Raw genomic sequence first — 19,657 nt, 5'->3', positions numbered from 1 at the left:
CTAGGGTTCGATCGTCAGGAAGTCGCTGGTGAAGATCGTCAGCTGCGAGCTGCCCGGATCCCACTCATATTTGTCGCTCATGGCGAAGGTCTGGACGTTGCGCCACAGATACATGCCGGGCGTCACGTCTTCCCAGTCCTTCACGAGGTCGAGATAGGCGGCATTCTTCTCCTCGAAGGTCTGCGCCCGCTCGAACCGCTCGCCATCCTCCAGAAACGCCTCGGTCGGGGTCCAGGTGCGGTGGGCGGCGGTCACGCGGCTCGACGACGGGCCCCAGTCCAGCCAGAGCGGACGGTAGGGGTCGCCTGTGAACTCCGACGACATCGACATGTTGAGCATGTGGAACGGACGCTGATAGGCGAGCGAGAAATTGTCGACGATGTTGAGTTCGACATTGATGCCCATGTCGCGCCACATCTCGACCATGTATTCGGCCGCCGCCTCGTAGTTCGGGTAGAAGCCGCGCACGATGTTCCAGGTCAGCGTCTGGCCGTCATAGTCGCTCTCGGCCAGGAGCTCGGCCGCGCGTTCCGGATCATAGCTGTAGGTCGCCTTGCGGTCGGGATCGAAATAGGGGCCGTATTCCGGGAAATTGAACGGCGTCGGCGTGAAGGTCATACCGTTCCACAGCGCCTCGGTAATGGCGTCGCGGTCGATCGCCATCACCATCGCCTTGCGCAGATTGGCATCGACCAGCGGGTTGTCGTCCATGCCCTCGATGGTGAGCGTGTTGAAGGCGAACATCGGATAATTGCCGATCTGGTCGACGATCAGGTGAATGCCGTCGGTCGCCTCGACCGCCTCCAGCTGGTCGATCGGAACGCTCATGATCAGGTCGTAGTCGCCCGAGACGAGGCCGGCATAGCGCGTCGAGAACTCGGGCACGATCTTCCAGGTCACGCTTTTGAGCGGCGGCGCGCCGTCCCAATAGTCGTCATAGGCGACGGCCACGGCATGGTCGGAGGGATCGAAATCCGTGATCATGTATGGCCCGGTTCCGATCGGCTTCTGGCCGAAGGCCTCGGTTCCGACGCTTTCATAATAGTCCTTCGGCAAAACATAGCCGATCGGCGTCGTCAGGCGGTTGATGAAGGTCGGGTCGGGATAGGCGGTCTCAAGGTCCACGGTGTAGTCATCGACGACGGCGACGCCGACGAGCCCGCGGGCATAGTTCTTGCCGCGCGGCGCCAGAGGCTTTTCGCCCCACAGGCGCTCCTCGGACAGCGAGAAGGCGACGTCCTCGGCGGTCATCGGATCGCCGTTCTGGAAGGTCACCCCTTCGCGCAGATGCAGCCGCCAGGTGGTCGGCGTCACCTGTTCCCAGCTCGTGGCAAGCCCGGGAATGATCGTGTTGCCTTCCGGATCTTCGAAGTAGTTCCGCTTCACCAGCGTGTCGAAGACATTGCCGTAAACCCGGCCGCCGGTGGTCGAAAGACCGATCACCGGGTCGAGCGTCGACCAGAGATTGTCGACGGCAAAGGCGAAATCCGGACGGCTATCTTCCTGCGCGAAGGCCGGCGCGGTGGCAAGCGGCGATACGCCTGCGCCGAGCGCAAGCATGGCGGTCGTCAGTAGCGTTCTGCGTTTCAACATGATGTGCGATCCCTCTGAAAATCGTTTCTTCCGGCGCGCCGGCGGCCCGCCCTTATGCTGACGATGCTGTCGCGATGCTTCAGGCGGTTTGCCGCCCCCGGCGCATCGCCGCCGGTTCAAATGTGTAGTCGCGCTCGTTTGCGAGCGACGGGATGGATCGGCGGACCGCTTCAACCTTCGAAAGGTCGAGATCGGCGACCGCAAGCCCGATGCGCTTGCCCATGTCCGCCACGACCGTGCCCCAGGGATCGACGATCATCGACTGGCCCCAGGTTTCGCGCCCGTCATCGTGCTGGCCGCATTGGGCCGCCGCCACGACATAAGCGCCGTTCTCGATGGCGCGGGCGCGCAGCAGCGTCGGCCAGTGCGCCTCGCCCGTCGACATTGCGAAAGCGGACGGGATGAACAGGACTTTTGCGCCGGCATGGGCATAATCGCGGTAGAGATGCGGAAAGCGCACATCGTAGCAGACCGACATGCCGAACGGCCCCCACGGCGTCTCGGCGAGCACCGCTTCCCCGCCCGGCGCATAGCGGTCGGATTCGCGGCGCGAGACCTCGCCCGGCAGGTCGACGTCGAACAGATGGATCTTGTCGTAGCGCGAGACGATCGCGCCGCTGCCGTCGATCAGGTGACTGGTGTTGGAGAACCGGCCGCCATCCGCGCCGGCAAGCGGCGTCGAGCCGGTGTGGATCCACAGCCCGTATTTCGCCGCAAGCTCCCGGCAGGCGGCAATGAACGGATCCCGCGCCTCGTCCGTGACGGAAAGGCGGGCGGAAGCCACATCCTTGTTGACCATGCCGGACGCCTCCGGAAGCGCCAGAAGCTCCGCGCCCGCCGCATGGGCCTCGGCGGCAAGACCGGTGACGATCTCGATATTGCGCGCATGGGTGTTCGACGCGCACATCTGCGCCATCGCCAGCCGGAGTTTCGCGCGGTCGCCCGCTGTCGTTGTGGTCATCCTCGGTCCCTCCGACCGGTTAGCCATGCCTTCGAAAGCGGCAGAGCTGAAAAATACATCAACGACAGGCTAAGGTGAGAAATTCGACAAAAAAAGTACAAAATTTCCCCTTCCCGTCTATAAATCTAACATATTCTTGCATGAGCCGGGAGAGACCGACATGGCCCAGGATCGCTTGCCGCCACTGAGGGCGCTGAAAACGCTGGAAGCCTTCCACCAGAGCGGATCGGTGACGGCGACGGCGCGGGCGCTGAACGTCTCGCACTCCGCCATCAGCCACCAGTTGAAGCAGATCGAGGACTGGGCGGGCATTCGCCTGATGCGACGCGACGGACGGCAGACGGCGCTGACGGAGGCCGGCGACAGTCTGGCCCAGGTCATCAACGAGAGCTTCGGCGCCATCCGGCACGAGATCGACCGGCTGACGATGCGCGAGAAACTGCCGGTCTCGGTCGCCGCGCTGCGTTTCGTCATCCCCAACTGGCTGCTGCCCGAAATAGAAGCCTTCATGGCGGAGCATCCGGACGTTTCCGTTTACGTTCAGGAACATATATCGGACCAGCCGGTCAGCCCGGAACCCGATCTTCTGATCGGCTTTTCGCTTGACGGCCAGGTTCCGCCGGGAGCCGAGCCGATCATTCCGGGAGCGGCAATCCCGGTCTGCGCGCCGTCCTATCAGGCTCGGCATGCGATCGGAGGCGAAGCCGACCTCGCCCGCGCCACGCTGCTGCACGACGAGGATATGCGGATGTGGCGCACATGGTTTGCGGCTGCGGGGCTGGCGCCGCAATACGAAGGCGAGACGCGACGCCTCTTCTTTTCCGGCTCCGCCCTGATCTGCGATGCCGCGCGACAGGGGCTCGGCGTCGCGCTGTGCCGGGAGGCGCTGATCGAACCCTATCTCGAAAAGGGCGAACTGGTGCGCCTGTCCGATATCCGGATCGATAATGCCTCGGTCTACTATCTGGCGCTGTCGCAGCACGGCATGAACCGCCGCGCCGCAATCGCGCTTGCCGACTGGTTGGCCGAACGCAACCGCGGAAGATGGAAGCCTGCAGACAGCCGCCGACGGCGATCCCGGCAGGCAGGCGCTGAATGACGCGGTTTCCATTGCTTCAGCGCGACTTTAATGGTGGAATTGCGCGGGCTTCATATCGAGGGAAACGATGCTCACTTCTCGCGATCCCGCAAACAAGACGGCCAGGTTGGTAATTGACCAGTTCCGGTGCGTCTCGGACCCCGAGGCGTCTGGGTTCGAGACAGTGCTGCCGTCGGGACGGTGCCAGATCATCTTCAGTCTTGCCGGTAGGTCGCTTCTGGATGGCGCTTCGAATGGCCGGCCATTGGCGGTGTTCCAAGGGCCTTCCACAACGGCCAGGCAAATACCACGCCGACCCCAGCAGTCGGCCTGCGGCATCAGCTTTCGGCCCGGCGGGGCCGGCGCTCTGTTTCGCAGGATCGATGGATTTGCGGATCAGGTCGTTGATCTGACCGGGCTTCTTGGGAAGCGCGCGGAGAGCCTCCGCGAGGAACTGCGAGAGCTCGGACCGCATGCGGCGCGGCTCGAGCGGCTCGAAAGCACAATCGTGTCCCTCGTTGAGGATACCCGTTCCCTGGAGTTGATCTCGCGCGGGCTGGAGGATCTGCGTGCCGGCAGGACTGTCCGCGAGGTTAGCCATGAACTCGGACTATCGTCGCATAGCTTCAGGAAGCTGTTTCTTGTCAATGTTGGCCTGACACCCAAGACCTATCTGGGGATCGAGCGGTTTCGAAGCGCTCTCGCCCGGATGACAGAGGCCTCCTCGCTCTCGGACCTGGCGCTGGACGCACGCTATTCCGATCAGTCTCATATGACACGCGAGGTCACGCGTTTCGCGTCCATGTCTCCGGGCCGCCTGCGCGCGAGCGAACGACCCTATCCGGGACATGTCCGACCCCGTTGACTTTCATTCAAGACGCGCTGCGTCACGCTGCCTATCTTGCCCGGGTGACAAGACAAAAACGGAGCGAAAATGCAGGGAAAAACAACACCAAAGACCGTCTTTACGCGCCTGATCGTGCAGGATGTCGATGCCGCCGTCGCACTCCATCAAGAGGAATCGGGCGCCGAGACGGTCCTTCCGGTCAAGGGCCGCGGGTACGGCAAGCGAGAAGAACACGCGCGCGATCCCTCTGGCCATCTTTGGATACCGCGCCGAGGTGTGACGGTATGAGCGTGCGGCGTATCGTTGCGAATGTTGCCGCAGAGTCGGTTCCGGAGGTACAGGCATTCTATACCGAACTCTTCGACCTCGACCTGCTCATGGATCTCGGCTGGATCGTCACCCTCGGTTCGGATCTGACGGCCAAGACGCAGTTGAGCATCATGAGCGAAGGCGGCTCCGGGGCGCCGGTTCCGGACCTTTCCGTGGAAGTCGACGATGTCGACGCGGTGTATGCCCGCGCCGCCAGGATGGGCTGCGAGATTGTTTACGACCTGAGAGACGAGGCGTGGGGCGTCAGACGCTTCTTCGTGGCCGACCCGACCGGCAAGCTGATCAACATCCTCTCGCATCTAGCGTAACAATTTGAGAGACGCCAATCAAGTGTCGCAGGCGCCCGGCGACCGCGTCGGGGCTCACCATCGGCACTGGGTCGCCGAATACCGGTCCGGCCTTATGCAGGCGAACCGTTTCTGCTCTGTCATGAACACGGGAACTTGAAGGAAGCGAAATCGCCTCTTGACCCCTCGCTTTGTCGGCCATTTGGAATTTTGGATTTGAAAACATCCGGTTCGGAGTGCTAACGGACTGCCAACCTTTTCCAAGCGGTTTCCTGCAGGTTTTCTCGCCGGTTTCCAGCGCAGCAGAAGAGAATCCGATGGCAGAACATGTCTCCGGCCCGACCGAGCGACCGGTTGCTGAAACCGGCTCGCCGATGGTCAGCTTTGAAAAAGTGACCAAAACCTTCAGCAGCCGGGAAACCGGAAAGAACGCCTTCAAGGCGCTCGACAATGTCACCTATACCGTTCCGCGCGGCGCAATCACCGGCATAATCGGCCGCTCGGGCGCCGGCAAGTCCACGCTTGTGCGCCTGGTCAACGGTCTTGAACGTCCGAGCGAAGGCCGCGTCATTGTCGACGGCACGGATGTCGCGGCGCTTGACGAGGTGGCGCTTCGGTCCGTCCGGCGCTCGATCGGCATAATCTTCCAGCACTTCAACCTGCTGTCCTCACGCACGGTCTATGACAATGTCGCCATGCCGCTCGAGATCGCGGGCATGGCAAAGCAGGACATCAAGAAGCGGATCGAGCCGCTGATCGATCTCGTTGGCCTGTCGGAGCGCACGCGCCATTACCCGGCCCAGCTTTCCGGCGGACAGAAGCAGCGGGTCGGCATCGCCCGCGCGCTGGCCTCCGAGCCGAAACTGCTTCTGTCGGACGAGGCAACATCGGCACTCGACCCGGAAACGACCCAGCAGATCCTCGGCCTTCTGAAGACGATCAACCGCGATCTCGGCCTGACCGTGCTGCTGATCACGCATGAGATGGAAGTGGTCAAGGCCGTCACCTCGCGGGTTGCGGTGATGGACAAGGGACAGATCGTCGAGAGCGGCCGCACCTTCGATGTCTTCACCGCGCCAGAGCACGAGACCACCCGCTCGATGCTGGCGGCCCTGCCGGGCGGCAGCCTGCCGGATTGGATCGGCCGCCAGGTAATTGCCGACCCCAAGCCCGGCTGCAATGCGCTTCTCCGCCTGCGTTTCTTTGGCAAGACCGCTGACCAGCCATTGGTCTCGCGTCTGATGGCGGTGCTCGGAAGCCCGGTCAACATCATCGCCGGCACTGTCGACGAGATCGCGGGGGAACCCTATGGCACGCTCTATGTCGCCTATTCGGCCGATCCGTCGGTGATGCGGAAAGCGGACCAATTCTATGCCCAAAGCGGTCTGAACGCGGAGGTCGTCGGCTATGTCGCCTGATATGCTCATCTCTCTTCTGACCAAGGGCACGCTGCAGACGCTGCAGATGGTCATCGTCTCCGGCCTGATCGGAACCGCGCTCGGCCTGCCGATCGGCATTTTCCTGGCGACCAGCGGCAAGGGCGAGCTTCTGCAGGCGCCGTTCCTCAACCGTCTCGTCGGCCTGATCGTCAACGCGACACGGTCCACGCCCTTCATCATCCTCGTGGTCGCGATCATTCCGTTCACGCGGCTCGTCGCGGGAACGTCGATCGGCACCCAGGCGGCAATTGTGCCGTTGACGGTTGCCACCATCCCCTTCTTCGCGCGTCTGGTCGAGAGTGCGATCCGCGAGGTCGACAAGGGATTGATCGAGGCTGCGCGCGCCATGGGCGCGACGCCGATGCAGATCGTCATCAAGGTGCTGCTGGCGGAATCGAAGCCCGCCATCACGCTCGCCTTTACGCTCACCATCGTCAGCCTGATCGGCTATTCCGCCATGGTCGGCGCCGTCGGCGGCGGCGGTCTTGGCGATCTCGGCATCCGCTATGGCTATCAGCGCTTCATGCCTGGCGTCATGCTCGCCGTCGTCGTCGTGCTGATCGTGCTGGTGCAGGCCATTCAGAGTGCCGGCGACCGTCTGGCGCGCAGCTTCGACAAGAAGAACCGGAGCCAGTAAGGCTCCCGTCGGAATGGCGTATGACGTGAAGTTCTCGACCCGTGCGTTGGCAAGAAATTGCGCCAATGGCCCAACTTTGGAAACCGGATTTCTTTAGAACCGTTCGGCTCCTCGATAGATCGATAAAATTACCAGGAAACACAGCGCACCGGAGAAACCGGTGCGCCGGCGTCAAGGACAATAGAAATGAAATTCGCAACCCCATTTGCCGTACTCGCCATTGCATCCAGCCTTGCCGCTGGGACAGCCCTTGCCAAGGACACGATCACCGTCGGCGTCACGCCCGGTGCGCATGAGGAGATCCTCGAAGAGGTTCAGAAGCTTGCCAAGGAACAGGGCCTTGATGTCGAGATCGCAACCTTCAGCGATTACGTCGTGCCCAACCAGGCGCTGAATGACGGTGACCTCGATCTCAACAGCTTCCAGCATGTGCCGTATCTCGACAACCAGGTTGCCGATCGCGGCTACGACCTGAAAGCCGTCGGCAAGACGATCATCACGCCGATGGGCATTTATTCCAACAAGGTCGAAAGCGTCGACGATATTCCGGAAAACAGCCGTGTGGCGATCCCGAACGATCCGACCAATGGCGGTCGTGCGCTGCTCCTGCTGCAGGCCAAGGGCGTCATCAAGCTTGCCGATGGCGCCGGGCTCAAGGCAACGCCGCTGGATATCGTTGAAAATCCCAAGAATATCGAGATTCTCGAGCTGGATGCTGCACAGCTGCCGCGTGTTCTCAATGATGTTTCGGTCGCCGCGATCAACACCAATTATGCGCTCGATGCCGGCTTCAACCCGATCGAGGACTCGATCGCCATCGAGAGCCCCGACAGCCCCTACGCCAACGTGATCGTCGCACGCACGGAGGATGCGGACGCCGACTGGGTCAAGCAGTTCGTCGAAATCTATCAGTCCGATGAGATTCGCAGCTTCATCGAAAATACCTATGGCGGCGCGGTCGTCCCGGTCTTCTGATCAGACCGCCATGAGCGGGAAACGTCTCTGCCGTACAGCGCCCGGCTTTCGCGGTGAAAGGCGTTCCCGCAGCAACGACCGTGTCTCGCCGAGGCAGCAATCATATGCTCCCTCGGCGAAGCCTTTAGAGCTGGGTTCTTCTTTGACATGGCCGTGGTTCTTAAGGCTCCATTGACCCGCCGCTGATAGGCCTCGCGACACGTGGCCTGAGTTTTTGGCTGTCGATCGACCAGCGACCTGATCATTGATGAGGATTTAGAACAGGGGAAGGTTTCGGTCTCGGCGAATATCCTTGCCATCCAGAATGATCACCTCGCCCGCGGCCTTCTGCTCGCCGCTGCCGATCGTGTAGTCGAACTTCACGTCGACGAACCGAAACGCCGAGAAGTTCTCGCGCACCTCCGGTCGGTCATTCAGCGAGAGGATAAACCGGCCCTTGATCCCCGCGAGGCGCTCCGCCATTTCGGCAAAGTCGGCGCGCTTGGGCCCAAGCTAACTCACGACTATTTGGAATCTCAGATAACTGAGAGAATGCCTGTCATTATAAAGTCCGCACCGGATGTCACGCTCGCACGAATACGGATGACGCTGAGAAATCGAGCCCGGGAAAAATATTGGTGGAAAGCGCGGCTGCATCAAGACCGAACTGTCGATACAGCATCGCCGCAGCCACCTCACGAATGTCACCCGTGGGCATTAGGTCACGATTTGCATAAAGTTCGCCGTCACCGACACCTGGCCACTGCCCCATGACCCGTCCACCCGGAAAGGCACCGCCGGCGACAACCGCGCACCCTCCTGTCCCGTGATCAGTTCCACCGGTACCGTTCTGACGCGCCGTGCGCCCGAACTCCGTCATTGCGAGAACGACCGTTTTGCCCCACGCAGCCGGGCCCATCTCGCGCCGCAGGGTCATTATTGCAGTCGAAAGATTATTGGTCGATCGAGCGAAAAGGTCGAACTGGCCGGCATGGGTATCCCAACCATTGATCGAAAATGCAGCAATCCGGTAATTTTCTCTCAGAAAACCGCCCGCCAACCGCGCCAGCCCCTCGGTCGAGGCCTCGATCTTCTCGCCTGCGAAAATTTCGTCGGCGCTCATGTCTGCACTTCGAGCCTGCCGGAATGCGCGGGCAAAGTCCTTGTCGCGGGAATAGAGCGCCTCAAAGAACTGGATCTCATCGGCTGCAATCGGCACATCGGCTTTCGGCGACCACATCTCGGCATCTTGTTCGCCCTGAAGTATGAGATCCGACTCTGATGCGACGTCAATAGCCCTGAGGCGGCCTTGCTGCGACAGTCCGATTGCCCTGTTGAGCCAGCCATCTTGGCCTGCCCGGCCGTTTCCACCAGTCTCCAGAATGTCCTGTCCGTCAAAATGGCTACGGGCATTGCGATAGGGCGTCGAAACCGCGTGAACGAAGCTCAGTTCGCCGCGCCTCCACAGCGGGTAGAGGTCTCGGGCCGCCGGATGAAGACCGAAATAGCCGTCGAGATCATAGAGCCCGCTGTCCGGCGTCATCGCAAGTTCGGGACGCAAAACACGGAAGGCAGGATCGCCATAGGGCTGAACCAGATCAAGCCCGTCCATGGCCCCTCGCAATATGATGGCTACAAACCTGTTGTCGCCGTTGCCTTCAGCAAGGGCAAAGCGCGTCGTCAGCGGCATCGCAGCAAGAGAGCACGCCCCGCCAAGCAAGGCTCGCCGTGTAGGATTGAATGTAATGGACATCGCATTACTCCTAGCGAAGGTTGAACTCCGGTGAGGCCAAAACCAGGGTTACAGCGGCCATCCGGTTCGGTGCCCGCTTCACGAGTGTCCTGGTATTCTCGGTCAGTAACGGTCCGAGAGCATGCTCGGCCAATAGGGAAGGATCAGGGGCTCCCCCGAATTTGCGAACGATGTTTCTCGCAATGACGATACGCCCCGCCAGCTGATTCCCATTCACCCAGCTCGCTCGGCCGCTTTCAAACCCCTCAGGACTGGGTGGGTCCCAGACAGGCTGGCCCAGTCTTTGCAACCAATAGCTGACCAAGTTTCCCAGCTTTCGGTCAACAACAAGTGAATTCCCGTCTACTCCCAGCGCTCGCAGTGACGAAACAACGTAATCGAAAGGTTGCTTGATATTCTGAGGTGGCATAGCAAGTGCTTTCGACGCCGAAAGCATCGCCTCATAAACCGCCGGTAGATTGCCGCCTGTCCGCGTCCAGACCGCAATCATGTTCGACACCACGTCAGAGGGAGGATGTTCGGAAAGGAAATAACGCGCGAGCTTGCCGCTGATATACCGAGCAGTCTCCGGTCGTGACGCAAGGTCATCAAGAAACGTCTCGATCTCGACGATATCGTCTCTTTCAGCCCCGTACGATTTATCTAGGATAGAGAACGTACCCGGCTCAGCACGTTTGTCGTCGAAGATCGTTCTTGCGGCACCGCGATCAACAGTAAGGCCCGTGAGAAGAAATGCTGCTTGACGCACGTCTGTCTGCGTGTATCCGGAGCCGGCACCCATCGTGTGCAGTTCCAGCAACTCGCGACCATGATTTTCGTTCAATCCGCGTTTTCCAGCCCGAGCCGAATTGGGTCCTACGGAGAGCCATTGGTCGAGATAGAAGAGCATTGCAGGGTGCAGGGTTGCCGATTTCAGCAGCGTGGCAAAATTGCCGGCCAGGTTGGGCCGTATCGCCTCTGCCTCGAAAAGCGGCGCGAAAAGTCTCATATCTTCGTTTTTTCTGAACGACACAGAGAAATGGTCGGCCCAGAAACTCGCAAGCCGCTCACTAAAGCCATTGGGAGAGGCGACGGATTGAGCGATCCTAGCGTTGACATCGTCACGAAATCTCTGGTCGTTCTCCTGACGAATGGTTCTCAGCGCTTCGCGCAAGGGTTCGCCTTCCAGCGTCTTGCGGGTATCGCGTCGCTTGTTGAATGTCCGGACCGCCCGTTCCCTGACGGCTTCCACTCCCTCGCATGGAAACAGCAGCACTTCCGACTTCGCAGAGCGCAGTTGTCGTGCGATCCCTTCCGGGGTGCTGGGCGCGTCTTCGCCGGGCCGGAGCCCATAGCCGAAGCGCACCGCCGATATAGCGGATTGCCTGGACATGATCGTTCTCTTTATGTCTGCTGCGATTGATTAAGGACGACGCGACCAACAGTTGCTTCAGCTAGAAATTTTTGCCCGTCCTGCAATTCGTATTTGGAAACTTACGTGCCAATTGCGGAGACAATGTTGCAATATTGGGACCGTTGGATGACCAAACCGACTCCGGCTGAATCACAAAGCATTCAACGGAGCGATATAGTGGTTTAAGTGCTGGCGGACAGCAGGCCGCCCAGGACCCGGGTAGCAAAAAGGCCGGTGAAGTGTTCGCGTCACCGGCCTATTCAACTTACAAGAATACGAAATGCATTCTTGGCAAAGCGCATTTGGTGACTGGCTTGGCCGAAATAGTTCGATTAGAGTAATCATGGCCGTGCATCCGGGGGGATCGTATGGTCGCCTTTGCAAGGCATGGTCCTTGGGGGTCAAGGGACACAGCGAGGTTGGGGATGGAATCTGAAGCTCTCGAGCAGGTCGGGCACCTGCCGTTCTATATTACAGGCCCGGGTCAGACAGACGGTCTCATGGTCGGGATCATCATTCTGGCGCTTGTCGGCGTTGTTCTGATCGGCGTGTTCTACCTTTATCTGCACGCCTGGGACTGTCCTGATTTTTGTGCTCTGGCGTGGTAACTGCTCTTTGAGGAGACCCACGTATGAGCATCGACAAAGAACTCTTGGACCGCCTGATGCAAGGGCGCTCGCCCGGTGATCTTTTCGGCAAGGACGGTATCCTGTCCGAACTGACAAAAGCGCTGGCCGAACGCGCCCTGAGCACCGAGATGGACGTCCATCTTGATGAGGAACGGGCTGAGGCTGTGCCCGAAGGCCATAACCAGTCGGCAAACCGTCGCAATGGCTCCAGCAGCAAGACGGTGACCACCGACAGCGGCAAGGTGGTCCTCGACATTCCTCGTGACCGCAACGGCACCTTCGATCCGGTGCTGATCGCCAAATACCAGCGCCGCTTTCCCGATTTCGACCGCAAGATCATCTCGATGTATGCCCGGGGCATGACAACGCGCGAGATCCAGGGGCATATCGAGGAAATCTACGGCGTCGAGGCCTCGCCCGGCCTGATTTCCGCGATCACCGACAGCGTGATGGATGAGGTCACGGCATGGCAGAACCGCCCTCTGGAGCCCTGCTATCCGATCGTCTTCATGGACGCGATCCGGGTCAATATCCGCAGCGACGGCGTGGTCTCCAACAAGGCGGTGTTCGTGGCGCTGGCCATTCTGCCGGACGGCACGCGCGACGTGCTGGGCCTGTGGTTCCAGGCCAATGAAGGCGCCAAGTTCTGGGCCAGCGTGCTGGGCGACCTGCGCAATCGCGGTGTCCAGGACATCCTGATCGCCGTCGTCGATGGTCTCAAAGGCTTTCCGCAGGCCATCGAGGCCGCCTTCCCGAGAACACAGGTTCAGACCTGCATCGTCCATCTCCTGCGCCATTCCATGAACTTCGCCAGCTACAAGGACCGCAAGGCCGTCGCCAAGGCGCTCAAGACGGTTTACACCGCCGTCAATGTCGAGGCGGCGGAAGAAGCGCTGGCGACGTTCGAGGACAGCGATCTCGCCAGGCGTTATCCGGCGATCGTGCCGAGTTGGCGAAAGGCCTGGAACGAGGTCATCCCGTTTCTCGACTATCCGCCAGAGGTGCGCAGGCTGATCTACACGACGAATTCCATTGAGGCTCTGAATTCGAAAATCCGCCGCGCCGTCAGAACCCGCGGCCATTTCCCGAGCGATGAGGCAGCGGCCAAGTTGATCTATCTGGCCCTCAATGCTACCTCAACCGAGTGGAAGCGTTCAGTGCGAGAATGGCACGCCGTCAAAAGCCAGCTCGCAATCATGTTCGAAGAACGTTTTCCTATGTCCTGAAACAGCGCCAGGGCACAAAATTCTAGACAGTCTCACGCCTGGGACTGTCCTGATTTTTGTGCTCTGGCGTGGTAACTGCTCTTTGAGGAGACCCACGTATGAGCATCGACAAAGAACTCTTGGACCGCCTGATGCAAGGGCGCTCGCCCGGTGATCTTTTCGGCAAGGACGGTATCCTGTCCGAACTGACAAAAGCGCTGGCCGAACGCGCCCTGAGCACCGAGATGGACGTCCATCTTGATGAGGAACGGGCTGAGGCTGTGCCCGAAGGCCATAACCAGTCGGCAAACCGTCGCAATGGCTCCAGCAGCAAGACGGTGACCACCGACAGCGGCAAGGTGGTCCTCGACATTCCTCGTGACCGCAACGGCACCTTCGATCCGGTGCTGATCGCCAAATACCAGCGCCGCTTTCCCGATTTCGACCGCAAGATCATCTCGATGTATGCCCGGGGCATGACAACGCGCGAGATCCAGGGGCATATCGAGGAAATCTACGGCGTCGAGGCCTCGCCCGGCCTGATTTCCGCGATCACCGACAGCGTGATGGATGAGGTCACGGCATGGCAGAACCGCCCTCTGGAGCCCTGCTATCCGATCGTCTTCATGGACGCGATCCGGGTCAATATCCGCAGCGACGGCGTGGTCTCCAACAAGGCGGTGTTCGTGGCGCTGGCCATTCTGCCGGACGGCACGCGCGACGTGCTGGGCCTGTGGTTCCAGGCCAATGAAGGCGCCAAGTTCTGGGCCAGCGTGCTGGGCGACCTGCGCAATCGCGGTGTCCAGGACATCCTGATCGCCGTCGTCGATGGTCTCAAAGGCTTTCCGCAGGCCATCGAGGCCGCCTTCCCGAGAACACAGGTTCAGACCTGCATCGTCCATCTCCTGCGCCATTCCATGAACTTCGCCAGCTACAAGGACCGCAAGGCCGTCGCCAAGGCGCTCAAGACGGTTTACACCGCCGTCAATGTCGAGGCGGCGGAAGAAGCGCTGGCGACGTTCGAGGACAGCGATCTCGCCAGGCGTTATCCGGCGATCGTGCCGAGTTGGCGAAAGGCCTGGAACGAGGTCATCCCGTTTCTCGACTATCCGCCAGAGGTGCGCAGGCTGATCTACACGACGAATTCCATTGAGGCTCTGAATTCGAAAATCCGCCGCGCCGTCAGAACCCGCGGCCATTTCCCGAGCGATGAGGCAGCGGCCAAGTTGATCTATCTGGCCCTCAATGCTACCTCAACCGAGTGGAAGCGTTCAGTGCGAGAATGGCACGCCGTCAAAAGCCAGCTCGCAATCATGTTCGAAGAACGTTTTCCTATGTCCTGAAACAGCGCCAGGGCACAAAATTCTAGACAGTCTCGCACGCCTTGCCTGAGCGGATGGCGCACAGCAGCAACGCCTTTCAGTTGCAGCTGGTGGGCGTGCTCGCGCTTTTGTCCCTATTCACCCACAACAACATATTCTGGATTGCCGCGCTTCTGATCGTTGCCGTACGCGTTCCTGACTTCCTTACGCCCATCAATTCGATAGCGCACTCGCTGCACCGAATTGCACATGGGCGGGACCTGCGCGAGGCGGACGTTCCGCAAAGCGAAGAGAATGATCAGCCCGAAGCCACGCCGACCGAGGATGTCGCTCCACCAGCTGAAACGTCTGCCGAGCCTTCGAAGAAGGAGGGCGACGGTCATGCTTGAACTGCTGTTCTGCTCCCTTTTTACAATTCTGCCCGATTTCCTCTATCGTCGCTACAAGCAGGGCAAGCGCCTCGGCCGCGAGATCAATCTCTTCACCGTCTGGTACGAATTGCGCTGGGGCATTACCGGCTGCACCGTGCTGACGATACTGCTGATCACAACGGTTTTCTTCTACCATCCGACCTCGACGACCGTGTCCTCCTACTTCCGTACGGTCTCGATTCTGCCGGACACCCCCGGCCGGGTGACCGAAGTCTATGTGAAAACCGGGGATACGGTCGAGGCCGGAGACGTGATCTTCACCCTGGACGACCGGCAGCAGCAGGCGGCGGTAAGCGCTGCGCGTGAGAAGGTTGCCGAGGTCGAAGCGCAGCAGGCCGTTGCCGAGCAGGAACTTGAGGCGGCGAGAGCCACGGTTGAGCAGGCGCGCAGCGCGCTTGATCACGCCCGGATCGAACTGGATCGCAATCTGGGTCTACAGCAGAGAAATGCGGATGCCGTGGCCCAAAGGGTCATTGATGCGCTTCAGAGCAGCGTTTCGGAGAAACAGAGCGCGCTGGACGTCGCCCTTGCAAATCGTCGCGCGATCGAGGCGCGCATCGAAACCCTGCTACCCACCCAGAAGGCAGGCGCGGAGGCCGCGTTGCAAGAGGCGGAAGTCGCGCTCGACCAGCGCAGCGTCAGGGCTGGTATTGCCGGCACTATTCAGCAGTTTCAACTGCGACCCGGCGACGTCGTCAACCCGTTCGTTCGGCCTGCGGGCATCCTCGTGCCTCAGGATCAGGAAGAGGGGGTCTTTATCGCCGGGTTCGGCCAGTTGACGGCACAGATCATCCATCCCGGCATGATCGGCGAGCTGGCATGCGCAACCCAGCCATTTAAGATCATTCCTGTCGTTGTCGACGGCGTTCAAGATGTGATTGCAGCAGGGCAATTCCGCCCGTCCGATTCACTGATGGACGCGAATGATCGCAGCGGCAATCCAGGCACGGTCATCGTGCGGCTTCGCCCTCTTTATGATGGGCAGGCTGCGTCGATCCCGCCGGGCAGCGCCTGTATCGCCAATGTCTACACGAGCAATTACGACAAATACAAGGACCCGGATATCGGCTTTGGACAAAGCCTGCTTTTGCACATGATTGATACGGTCGGCATCCTGCATGCCGCTTTGCTTAGGCTCGAGGTGATACTCCTGCCGGTCAATCAACTCGTGCTGTCGGGAGGACATTGAGTTCTGGATCGCCGCAGGAAAAGACAGCGTAATCCGCATGAATAGCAGTTGGTGGAAAGCGCTTTGGGTCGCGTTCGGCCTTGAGCTGGTTGAACGCCCAAGAGATCGATAGTCACCCGCCCTTCAACGCCTTGAGCACCTGCATCAGCCCATCGGACAGCCACACCCCGAACCCGGTCCCGGCCATGGCGGCGCCGAGGATGTAGCCCCGACCGATCTGCTTGATCTTCTGGTATTCGGCGACGAACTCCTCGGTTTCGCCGATCCGCTGTGACAGCGCCTTGTTCTGCTCGAGCAGACGTGCGTTCTGGTGCTCGACCGTGTTCAGACGGTCGTGGATTTCATCATTGCCGCTGCGGTTTTCGTCCACCTTGCGGATCAGGGCATCGAGCTTGCCCTGAACCTCTCCCAGATGACGCGCGAGATCGACCGTCATGCCCTGCCCTCGTTATTTGTTGATTGCGCGAAGCCCGGCAACGCCCGAGCCGACATAGAAGACCCACTGGATCATGTTGCCCGCCCAGGCATCGAGCGGGGCGGGAAAGGCGGCGATCGTCCAGGGCTGCGCATAGATGCAGTCCGGGCACCAGAGCATGTTGTAGAGGCAGATCGCCGCCCACCAGACGGCAAGCGGCACGAGAAAGAAGTCGGCAAACAGCCAGAACCACGGCACGGCGAACTTCGCCTTGTTGAGCGCCGCCATTTCCCGTGTCTCGGCAACCACCTGTCGCAGATATTCCGCCGTCAGTTCGGCCTCGATCTTCTCGCGGTCGTTTGCCTGTTCCACCCGCCTTTCGATCAGGTCGGCGGCGCGGTCGAGAAGACCGCCCGCCCCCATCTTGGCGAGACATGACAGAAGGGCGGCGATCATACCCACACCTCGTGACCGGTCAGCGTGTTGATCCGGCGCGCGATCACATCGCGGTAGCGCCAGGTGAACCAGAGCGCTGCGGCAACGGCCACGCCGCCGACAGCCCAGCCGACCGGCAGGCCGGAGGCCCAGGCGAGCGCGCCGGTGGCCACTGCCGAGGCTCCGGATTTTTGTGCCGCATCCTTCACGGCCTTCATGTCCCGGCGCAGCTGGGCGATGGTCGCCGGGCCGATGATGCCGTCATTCTTCAGATGCGGATGCGCCATCTGATAGGCGAGCACGGCCGCTTTCGTCTTCTCGCCGAACCAGCCATCGATCGCGCCCGGATCAAAGCCGCGTTTAGAGAGCATGGTCTGGACATCGCGCACGACGGGATCGCCCGTCTCGGGGACCGTGCCCGTCGCCTTGCGCGGAACGCCTTCGGGCGCGGAAGCATCCACACCGGTATAGACGCCCTGTTCGAACAGCAGCGCCTCTTCCCGGCGCCGGCGGACAAGCCCGGGCAGGCGCTTGCCCTTCGAGGTGTTGTAATGCGTCGCGAGATAATCGGCCGCCGCCTTGAGCTTGCCGGCGCGCCAGAGCGTGCCGAAGCGCCATTTGCTCACCACGCGGCCACCGAGATTATAGGCAGCACTTGTTGCGGCATCGAGCTGATACTGCGTGCGATCCGCCGGCGAATGGGCAACGACTTCCTTTGCATAGCCCTGATTGAGCACGGCGCGGAAGATCCGGTCGCCGTCAGCAACCGAGATTGTCGTCTTGCCGGGGACGATCCGCGTGATCCCGATCTTTGCCAGTTCCAGCCGGCAATAGGGCGAGTTCATGGTGAAGCCGGCATAAAGCGTCGGCGTGCCGGTTGGATCGCGATAGGCAACAGTCGGAGCCCCCTCGTGACCGCGCACGAAGGCTGCCCCCGGTTCGGAGACCGTGGTGATTTCCATTTTCTGTTTTCCCTTGGATAGTGTGCCGGTCAGTCCGGCATTACATCAGGCCGGCAATCGGTCAGGCCGACAAATGATCAGGCAAAGCGTTCGGCCGGCGTTGCCGGTTCGGGCGCGACCACATGGGCCGCCAGTTCCGCCGGCAGCGCTGTGCCGTCGGCGAGACGGAGATTGACGTGATAGCCGGCGACGACCGCCATCTCCGGATAGGCTATGCCGTCACCGCCGGTTACGGTCTTGCCGGTCGGGGCATAGACGAGACCGTCGCAGGCCGCGCCCACGGGCTTGAGCGCCAGCATGCCCGCCGGCAGGCCGGTATCGCGGTAGCCAAGCCGGGCTTCGCCCTCTTCTTCATACGGGACCGTCACCCCGGCGGCTTCGAGAGCGGCCAATGTCTCGGCATGGTCTTCGAACTTCAGGAACACATCACGCATGGGCCATCGCCTTTCCTTCAAGCGCCGCGTCCGTCATCCGGAACGGCCAGATCACCAGTTGATCGTACCAGCCGGCGGCAAAGCGATCGGCCGTCGTCGCGTTCTCGTCGCGGCCGAGATAGATCTTGGCTGTATCACTCAGCAGATCTCGGCTTGCCGTCACTGCGGCATTGCCATTGTAGGAGCCGCCGACTTCGCCGTCGTTCCTGTCGAAGGTGAACGTGGCGCCGGCGCGCGGCGATGGCTTAACCAGGCCGGACGCGAGAACAGTCGTCATGTCTACATTCAGATCGGCTCCCGAGAAGCCAAGCAAGGGGTAGTAGCTCGCCCCGCCAACGATCCGTCCGACAAAGCCGGTGAGACCCTCGAACTGAACCATCAGCGAGGCCTCGTCTCGCTGCATCAATGCGGCCACGGCATCGGTCAGCCGCGCATTGTCCGCCGGCCGCGTAACGGCCGAGCCGTGTGTCGGAATATAGGACGACGGAAACAGCCCCGCCTCAACCTGGGGACAAGCGACATAGGCAACGCAGCCTGCCGGCACCCTAACTTCAAGAAGATCGGCCGGATTTGTGTTTCCAACCACGATCTCCGCCGTATTGGTGGACACGCGTCGATAGGCGTCCGGGGTGGTCGGCTTTACAGGATAGCCGCCGTAACCGGTCCTCATGGCGATGCCATCGGTTCCCCGCATCCATACGGAAAAAACCTTGGGCGACGTGCTGTCAAAGGTGGTCAGAAAGCGCAGATTGGCCGCGTCGGCGCCCGCGGTATTGTCAAGCTTGTAGCACTTCCCCGCCGTCAGCTCCGCAAGGCCAGCAGCGGTCAGCGCCTCGGTATCGTCCACGACGGAGAGTATGGCATCGTCCGCTGATTGACCGGATTTGGCCACGTTTGTGAGCGTTGCAGGCGCGGCATAGGCATTGAGCACATTAGTCGCCGGTCCTTCGAGCAGCAATTGCCGCCGTCCGTTGGTGAAGTCGAAGCGCGGCACATTCGCCGCCGCGATCCTGATCACGCCGCCCTCATCGACATAGGTCGCCGAACCCGGACGGGTAAAATCAATCATCTCCGCAAAGCCTGCATTCCGCATGGCTCACCTCGCATATCGGTCAGTGGAAAAATCAAGAATAGCGGCCGGCGATCTTCCGATCCTGTCGGCATCGCCCGCCGCATAGGCCGGCAGCTCCCACCAGCCTTCGGTGATGGCGTAACGGTTGCCGCCAAAATCCAGAATGGCGGCAGGCCCGAGCATCAGCCCCGTGCCGGCGTCAGCGGCCGGAAAGGCGGCGGACGCCCACCAGCGACCGCGCCCCGCCGGCCGCATGGCCGCGAGGCTCAGTCCGATTGTCAGTGATGGCAT

At 61.0% G+C, this 19,657-nt stretch carries 23 protein-coding genes; 12 read left to right on the top strand and 11 right to left on the bottom strand.

The annotated features are described in order from the left end of the window. Both JET14_RS08845 and JET14_RS08840 read right to left on the bottom strand, forming a co-directional pair. Nucleotides 1-1,593 carry an ABC transporter substrate-binding protein gene (locus tag JET14_RS08845; RefSeq protein ID WP_246750578.1) on the bottom strand — a complete coding sequence of 531 codons (1,593 nt, stop codon included), beginning with the start codon at nt 1,591-1,593 and terminating at the stop codon, nt 1-3. A gap of 79 nt (nt 1,594-1,672) precedes the next feature. Then, a complete protein-coding gene (locus JET14_RS08840) occupies nt 1,673-2,554 on the bottom strand; it encodes a carbon-nitrogen hydrolase family protein (protein ID WP_200337689.1) in 882 nt (293 codons plus the stop codon). 160 nt (nt 2,555-2,714) lie between these two features. On the opposite strand from JET14_RS08840, the gene JET14_RS08835 reads away from it, so the two are divergent. From JET14_RS08835 to JET14_RS08805, 7 genes are all read left to right on the top strand, one after another. Next, on the top strand, nt 2,715-3,653 hold the full coding sequence (locus JET14_RS08835) for a LysR substrate-binding domain-containing protein (protein ID WP_200337688.1): 939 nt from the start codon (nt 2,715-2,717) through the stop codon (nt 3,651-3,653). Nucleotides 3,654-3,720: 67 nt separating this feature from the next. Further along, a complete protein-coding gene (locus JET14_RS08830; RefSeq protein ID WP_200337687.1) occupies nt 3,721-4,497 on the top strand; it encodes a helix-turn-helix domain-containing protein in 777 nt (258 codons plus the stop codon). Between the two features lie 69 nt (nt 4,498-4,566). Then, the gene (locus tag JET14_RS08825) at nt 4,567-4,767 is read left to right on the top strand and encodes a hypothetical protein (protein WP_200337686.1); all 201 of its coding nucleotides are present in this window, start codon (nt 4,567-4,569) and stop codon (nt 4,765-4,767) included. Next, nucleotides 4,764-5,117 carry a VOC family protein gene (locus JET14_RS08820; RefSeq protein ID WP_200337685.1) on the top strand — a complete coding sequence of 118 codons (354 nt, stop codon included), beginning with the start codon at nt 4,764-4,766 and terminating at the stop codon, nt 5,115-5,117. Before JET14_RS08825 ends, JET14_RS08820 begins: the two co-directional genes overlap by 4 nt. Nucleotides 5,118-5,470: 353 nt before the next feature. Further along, nucleotides 5,471-6,514 (top strand): methionine ABC transporter ATP-binding protein, encoded by a 1,044-nt coding sequence (locus tag JET14_RS08815; protein ID WP_200338040.1) that lies wholly within the window; start codon nt 5,471-5,473, stop codon nt 6,512-6,514. Further along, complete coding sequence (locus JET14_RS08810) at nt 6,504-7,172, top strand: methionine ABC transporter permease (RefSeq protein ID WP_200337684.1); 669 nt, start codon at nt 6,504-6,506, stop codon at nt 7,170-7,172. The genes JET14_RS08815 and JET14_RS08810 overlap by 11 nt, the downstream gene beginning before the upstream one ends. Before the next feature lie 186 nt (nt 7,173-7,358). After that, complete coding sequence (locus tag JET14_RS08805) at nt 7,359-8,147, top strand: MetQ/NlpA family ABC transporter substrate-binding protein (protein WP_200337683.1); 789 nt, start codon at nt 7,359-7,361, stop codon at nt 8,145-8,147. Nucleotides 8,148-8,402: 255 nt separating this feature from the next. Here JET14_RS08805 and JET14_RS08800 read toward each other — a convergent pair whose 3' ends face one another. The 3 genes from JET14_RS08800 to JET14_RS08790 all read right to left on the bottom strand — a co-directional run bounded on the left by JET14_RS08800 (nt 8,403) and on the right by JET14_RS08790 (nt 11,251). After that, nucleotides 8,403-8,609, bottom strand: coding sequence for a hypothetical protein (locus JET14_RS08800; protein WP_200337682.1), 207 nt, complete (start codon nt 8,607-8,609; stop codon nt 8,403-8,405). Nucleotides 8,610-8,709: 100 nt separating this feature from the next. After that, nucleotides 8,710-9,879, bottom strand: coding sequence for a DUF1501 domain-containing protein (locus tag JET14_RS08795; RefSeq protein ID WP_200337681.1), 1,170 nt, complete (start codon nt 9,877-9,879; stop codon nt 8,710-8,712). 10 nt (nt 9,880-9,889) lie between these two features. Then, nucleotides 9,890-11,251, bottom strand: a complete 1,362-nt coding sequence (locus JET14_RS08790) for a DUF1800 domain-containing protein (RefSeq protein ID WP_200337680.1) — start codon at nt 11,249-11,251, stop codon at nt 9,890-9,892. A gap of 446 nt (nt 11,252-11,697) precedes the next feature. Between JET14_RS08790 and JET14_RS08785 the strand changes: the two genes are divergently transcribed. The 5 genes from JET14_RS08785 (at nt 11,698) to JET14_RS08765 (ending at nt 16,048) form a co-directional block, all read left to right on the top strand. Beyond that, nucleotides 11,698-11,880 carry a hypothetical protein gene (locus JET14_RS08785; RefSeq protein ID WP_200337679.1) on the top strand — a complete coding sequence of 61 codons (183 nt, stop codon included), beginning with the start codon at nt 11,698-11,700 and terminating at the stop codon, nt 11,878-11,880. Between the two features lie 23 nt (nt 11,881-11,903). Further along, a complete protein-coding gene (locus tag JET14_RS08780; RefSeq protein ID WP_200337678.1) occupies nt 11,904-13,127 on the top strand; it encodes an IS256 family transposase in 1,224 nt (407 codons plus the stop codon). Between the two features lie 98 nt (nt 13,128-13,225). Next, nucleotides 13,226-14,449: an IS256 family transposase gene (locus tag JET14_RS08775; protein ID WP_200337678.1), complete on the top strand. Its 1,224-nt coding sequence runs from the start codon at nt 13,226-13,228 to the stop codon at nt 14,447-14,449. Between the two features lie 53 nt (nt 14,450-14,502). Further along, nucleotides 14,503-14,817, top strand: a complete 315-nt coding sequence (locus tag JET14_RS08770; RefSeq protein WP_200337677.1) for a hypothetical protein — start codon at nt 14,503-14,505, stop codon at nt 14,815-14,817. Then, entirely contained in the window at nt 14,810-16,048 is a 1,239-nt protein-coding gene (locus JET14_RS08765) for an HlyD family secretion protein (protein WP_200337676.1), read from the top strand. The genes JET14_RS08770 and JET14_RS08765 overlap by 8 nt, the downstream gene beginning before the upstream one ends. A gap of 112 nt (nt 16,049-16,160) precedes the next feature. Here JET14_RS08765 and JET14_RS08760 read toward each other — a convergent pair whose 3' ends face one another. The 6 genes from JET14_RS08760 to JET14_RS08735 form a co-directional block, all read right to left on the bottom strand. Beyond that, nucleotides 16,161-16,484 carry a hypothetical protein gene (locus JET14_RS08760; protein WP_200337675.1) on the bottom strand — a complete coding sequence of 108 codons (324 nt, stop codon included), beginning with the start codon at nt 16,482-16,484 and terminating at the stop codon, nt 16,161-16,163. Nucleotides 16,485-16,496: 12 nt separating this feature from the next. Beyond that, a complete protein-coding gene (locus JET14_RS08755; RefSeq protein ID WP_246750576.1) occupies nt 16,497-16,919 on the bottom strand; it encodes a hypothetical protein in 423 nt (140 codons plus the stop codon). After that, nucleotides 16,916-17,860, bottom strand: coding sequence for a glycoside hydrolase family protein (locus JET14_RS08750; protein WP_200337674.1), 945 nt, complete (start codon nt 17,858-17,860; stop codon nt 16,916-16,918). Before JET14_RS08750 ends, JET14_RS08755 begins: the two co-directional genes overlap by 4 nt. A 77-nt stretch (nt 17,861-17,937) precedes the next feature. Continuing rightward, nucleotides 17,938-18,294 (bottom strand): hypothetical protein, encoded by a 357-nt coding sequence (locus JET14_RS08745; protein ID WP_200337673.1) that lies wholly within the window; start codon nt 18,292-18,294, stop codon nt 17,938-17,940. Continuing rightward, nucleotides 18,287-19,363: a phage head spike fiber domain-containing protein gene (locus JET14_RS08740; RefSeq protein ID WP_200337672.1), complete on the bottom strand. Its 1,077-nt coding sequence runs from the start codon at nt 19,361-19,363 to the stop codon at nt 18,287-18,289. The genes JET14_RS08745 and JET14_RS08740 overlap by 8 nt, the downstream gene beginning before the upstream one ends. 27 nt (nt 19,364-19,390) lie before the next feature. After that, on the bottom strand, nt 19,391-19,657 hold the full coding sequence (locus JET14_RS08735) for a hypothetical protein (protein WP_200337671.1): 267 nt from the start codon (nt 19,655-19,657) through the stop codon (nt 19,391-19,393).

Origin of the sequence: Martelella lutilitoris (assembly GCF_016598595.1) — a bacterium.
Lineage (GTDB): Bacteria > Pseudomonadota > Alphaproteobacteria > Rhizobiales > Rhizobiaceae > Martelella > Martelella lutilitoris_A.
The sequence above is the reverse complement of the archived record's forward strand: the minus strand, read 5'-3'. Positions and strand labels throughout refer to the sequence as shown.

Bases quoted from the DNA above. Each gene is read 5' to 3' on its own strand.
- JET14_RS08770 (WP_200337677.1), top strand. From the start codon at position 14,503: ATGGCGCACAGCAGCAACGCCTTTCAGTTGCAGCTGGTGGGCGTGCTC.
- JET14_RS08760 (WP_200337675.1), bottom strand. From the start codon at position 16,484: ATGACGGTCGATCTCGCGCGTCATCTGGGAGAGGTTCAGGGCAAGCTC.
- JET14_RS08790 (WP_200337680.1), bottom strand. From the start codon at position 11,251: ATGTCCAGGCAATCCGCTATATCGGCGGTGCGCTTCGGCTATGGGCTC.
- JET14_RS08810 (WP_200337684.1), top strand. From the start codon at position 6,504: ATGTCGCCTGATATGCTCATCTCTCTTCTGACCAAGGGCACGCTGCAG.
- JET14_RS08830 (WP_200337687.1), top strand. From the start codon at position 3,721: ATGCTCACTTCTCGCGATCCCGCAAACAAGACGGCCAGGTTGGTAATT.
- JET14_RS08820 (WP_200337685.1), top strand. From the start codon at position 4,764: ATGAGCGTGCGGCGTATCGTTGCGAATGTTGCCGCAGAGTCGGTTCCG.
- JET14_RS08845 (WP_246750578.1), bottom strand. From the start codon at position 1,593: ATGTTGAAACGCAGAACGCTACTGACGACCGCCATGCTTGCGCTCGGC.
- JET14_RS08775 (WP_200337678.1), top strand. From the start codon at position 13,226: ATGAGCATCGACAAAGAACTCTTGGACCGCCTGATGCAAGGGCGCTCG.
- JET14_RS08805 (WP_200337683.1), top strand. From the start codon at position 7,359: ATGAAATTCGCAACCCCATTTGCCGTACTCGCCATTGCATCCAGCCTT.
- JET14_RS08795 (WP_200337681.1), bottom strand. From the start codon at position 9,879: ATGTCCATTACATTCAATCCTACACGGCGAGCCTTGCTTGGCGGGGCG.
- JET14_RS08785 (WP_200337679.1), top strand. From the start codon at position 11,698: ATGGAATCTGAAGCTCTCGAGCAGGTCGGGCACCTGCCGTTCTATATT.
- JET14_RS08815 (WP_200338040.1), top strand. From the start codon at position 5,471: ATGGTCAGCTTTGAAAAAGTGACCAAAACCTTCAGCAGCCGGGAAACC.
- JET14_RS08755 (WP_246750576.1), bottom strand. From the start codon at position 16,919: ATGATCGCCGCCCTTCTGTCATGTCTCGCCAAGATGGGGGCGGGCGGT.
- JET14_RS08840 (WP_200337689.1), bottom strand. From the start codon at position 2,554: ATGACCACAACGACAGCGGGCGACCGCGCGAAACTCCGGCTGGCGATG.
- JET14_RS08735 (WP_200337671.1), bottom strand. From the start codon at position 19,657: ATGCCATCACTGACAATCGGACTGAGCCTCGCGGCCATGCGGCCGGCG.
- JET14_RS08750 (WP_200337674.1), bottom strand. From the start codon at position 17,860: ATGGAAATCACCACGGTCTCCGAACCGGGGGCAGCCTTCGTGCGCGGT.
- JET14_RS08800 (WP_200337682.1), bottom strand. From the start codon at position 8,609: ATGGCGGAGCGCCTCGCGGGGATCAAGGGCCGGTTTATCCTCTCGCTG.
- JET14_RS08745 (WP_200337673.1), bottom strand. From the start codon at position 18,294: ATGCGTGATGTGTTCCTGAAGTTCGAAGACCATGCCGAGACATTGGCC.
- JET14_RS08825 (WP_200337686.1), top strand. From the start codon at position 4,567: ATGCAGGGAAAAACAACACCAAAGACCGTCTTTACGCGCCTGATCGTG.
- JET14_RS08780 (WP_200337678.1), top strand. From the start codon at position 11,904: ATGAGCATCGACAAAGAACTCTTGGACCGCCTGATGCAAGGGCGCTCG.
- JET14_RS08765 (WP_200337676.1), top strand. From the start codon at position 14,810: ATGCTTGAACTGCTGTTCTGCTCCCTTTTTACAATTCTGCCCGATTTC.
- JET14_RS08740 (WP_200337672.1), bottom strand. From the start codon at position 19,363: ATGATTGATTTTACCCGTCCGGGTTCGGCGACCTATGTCGATGAGGGC.
- JET14_RS08835 (WP_200337688.1), top strand. From the start codon at position 2,715: ATGGCCCAGGATCGCTTGCCGCCACTGAGGGCGCTGAAAACGCTGGAA.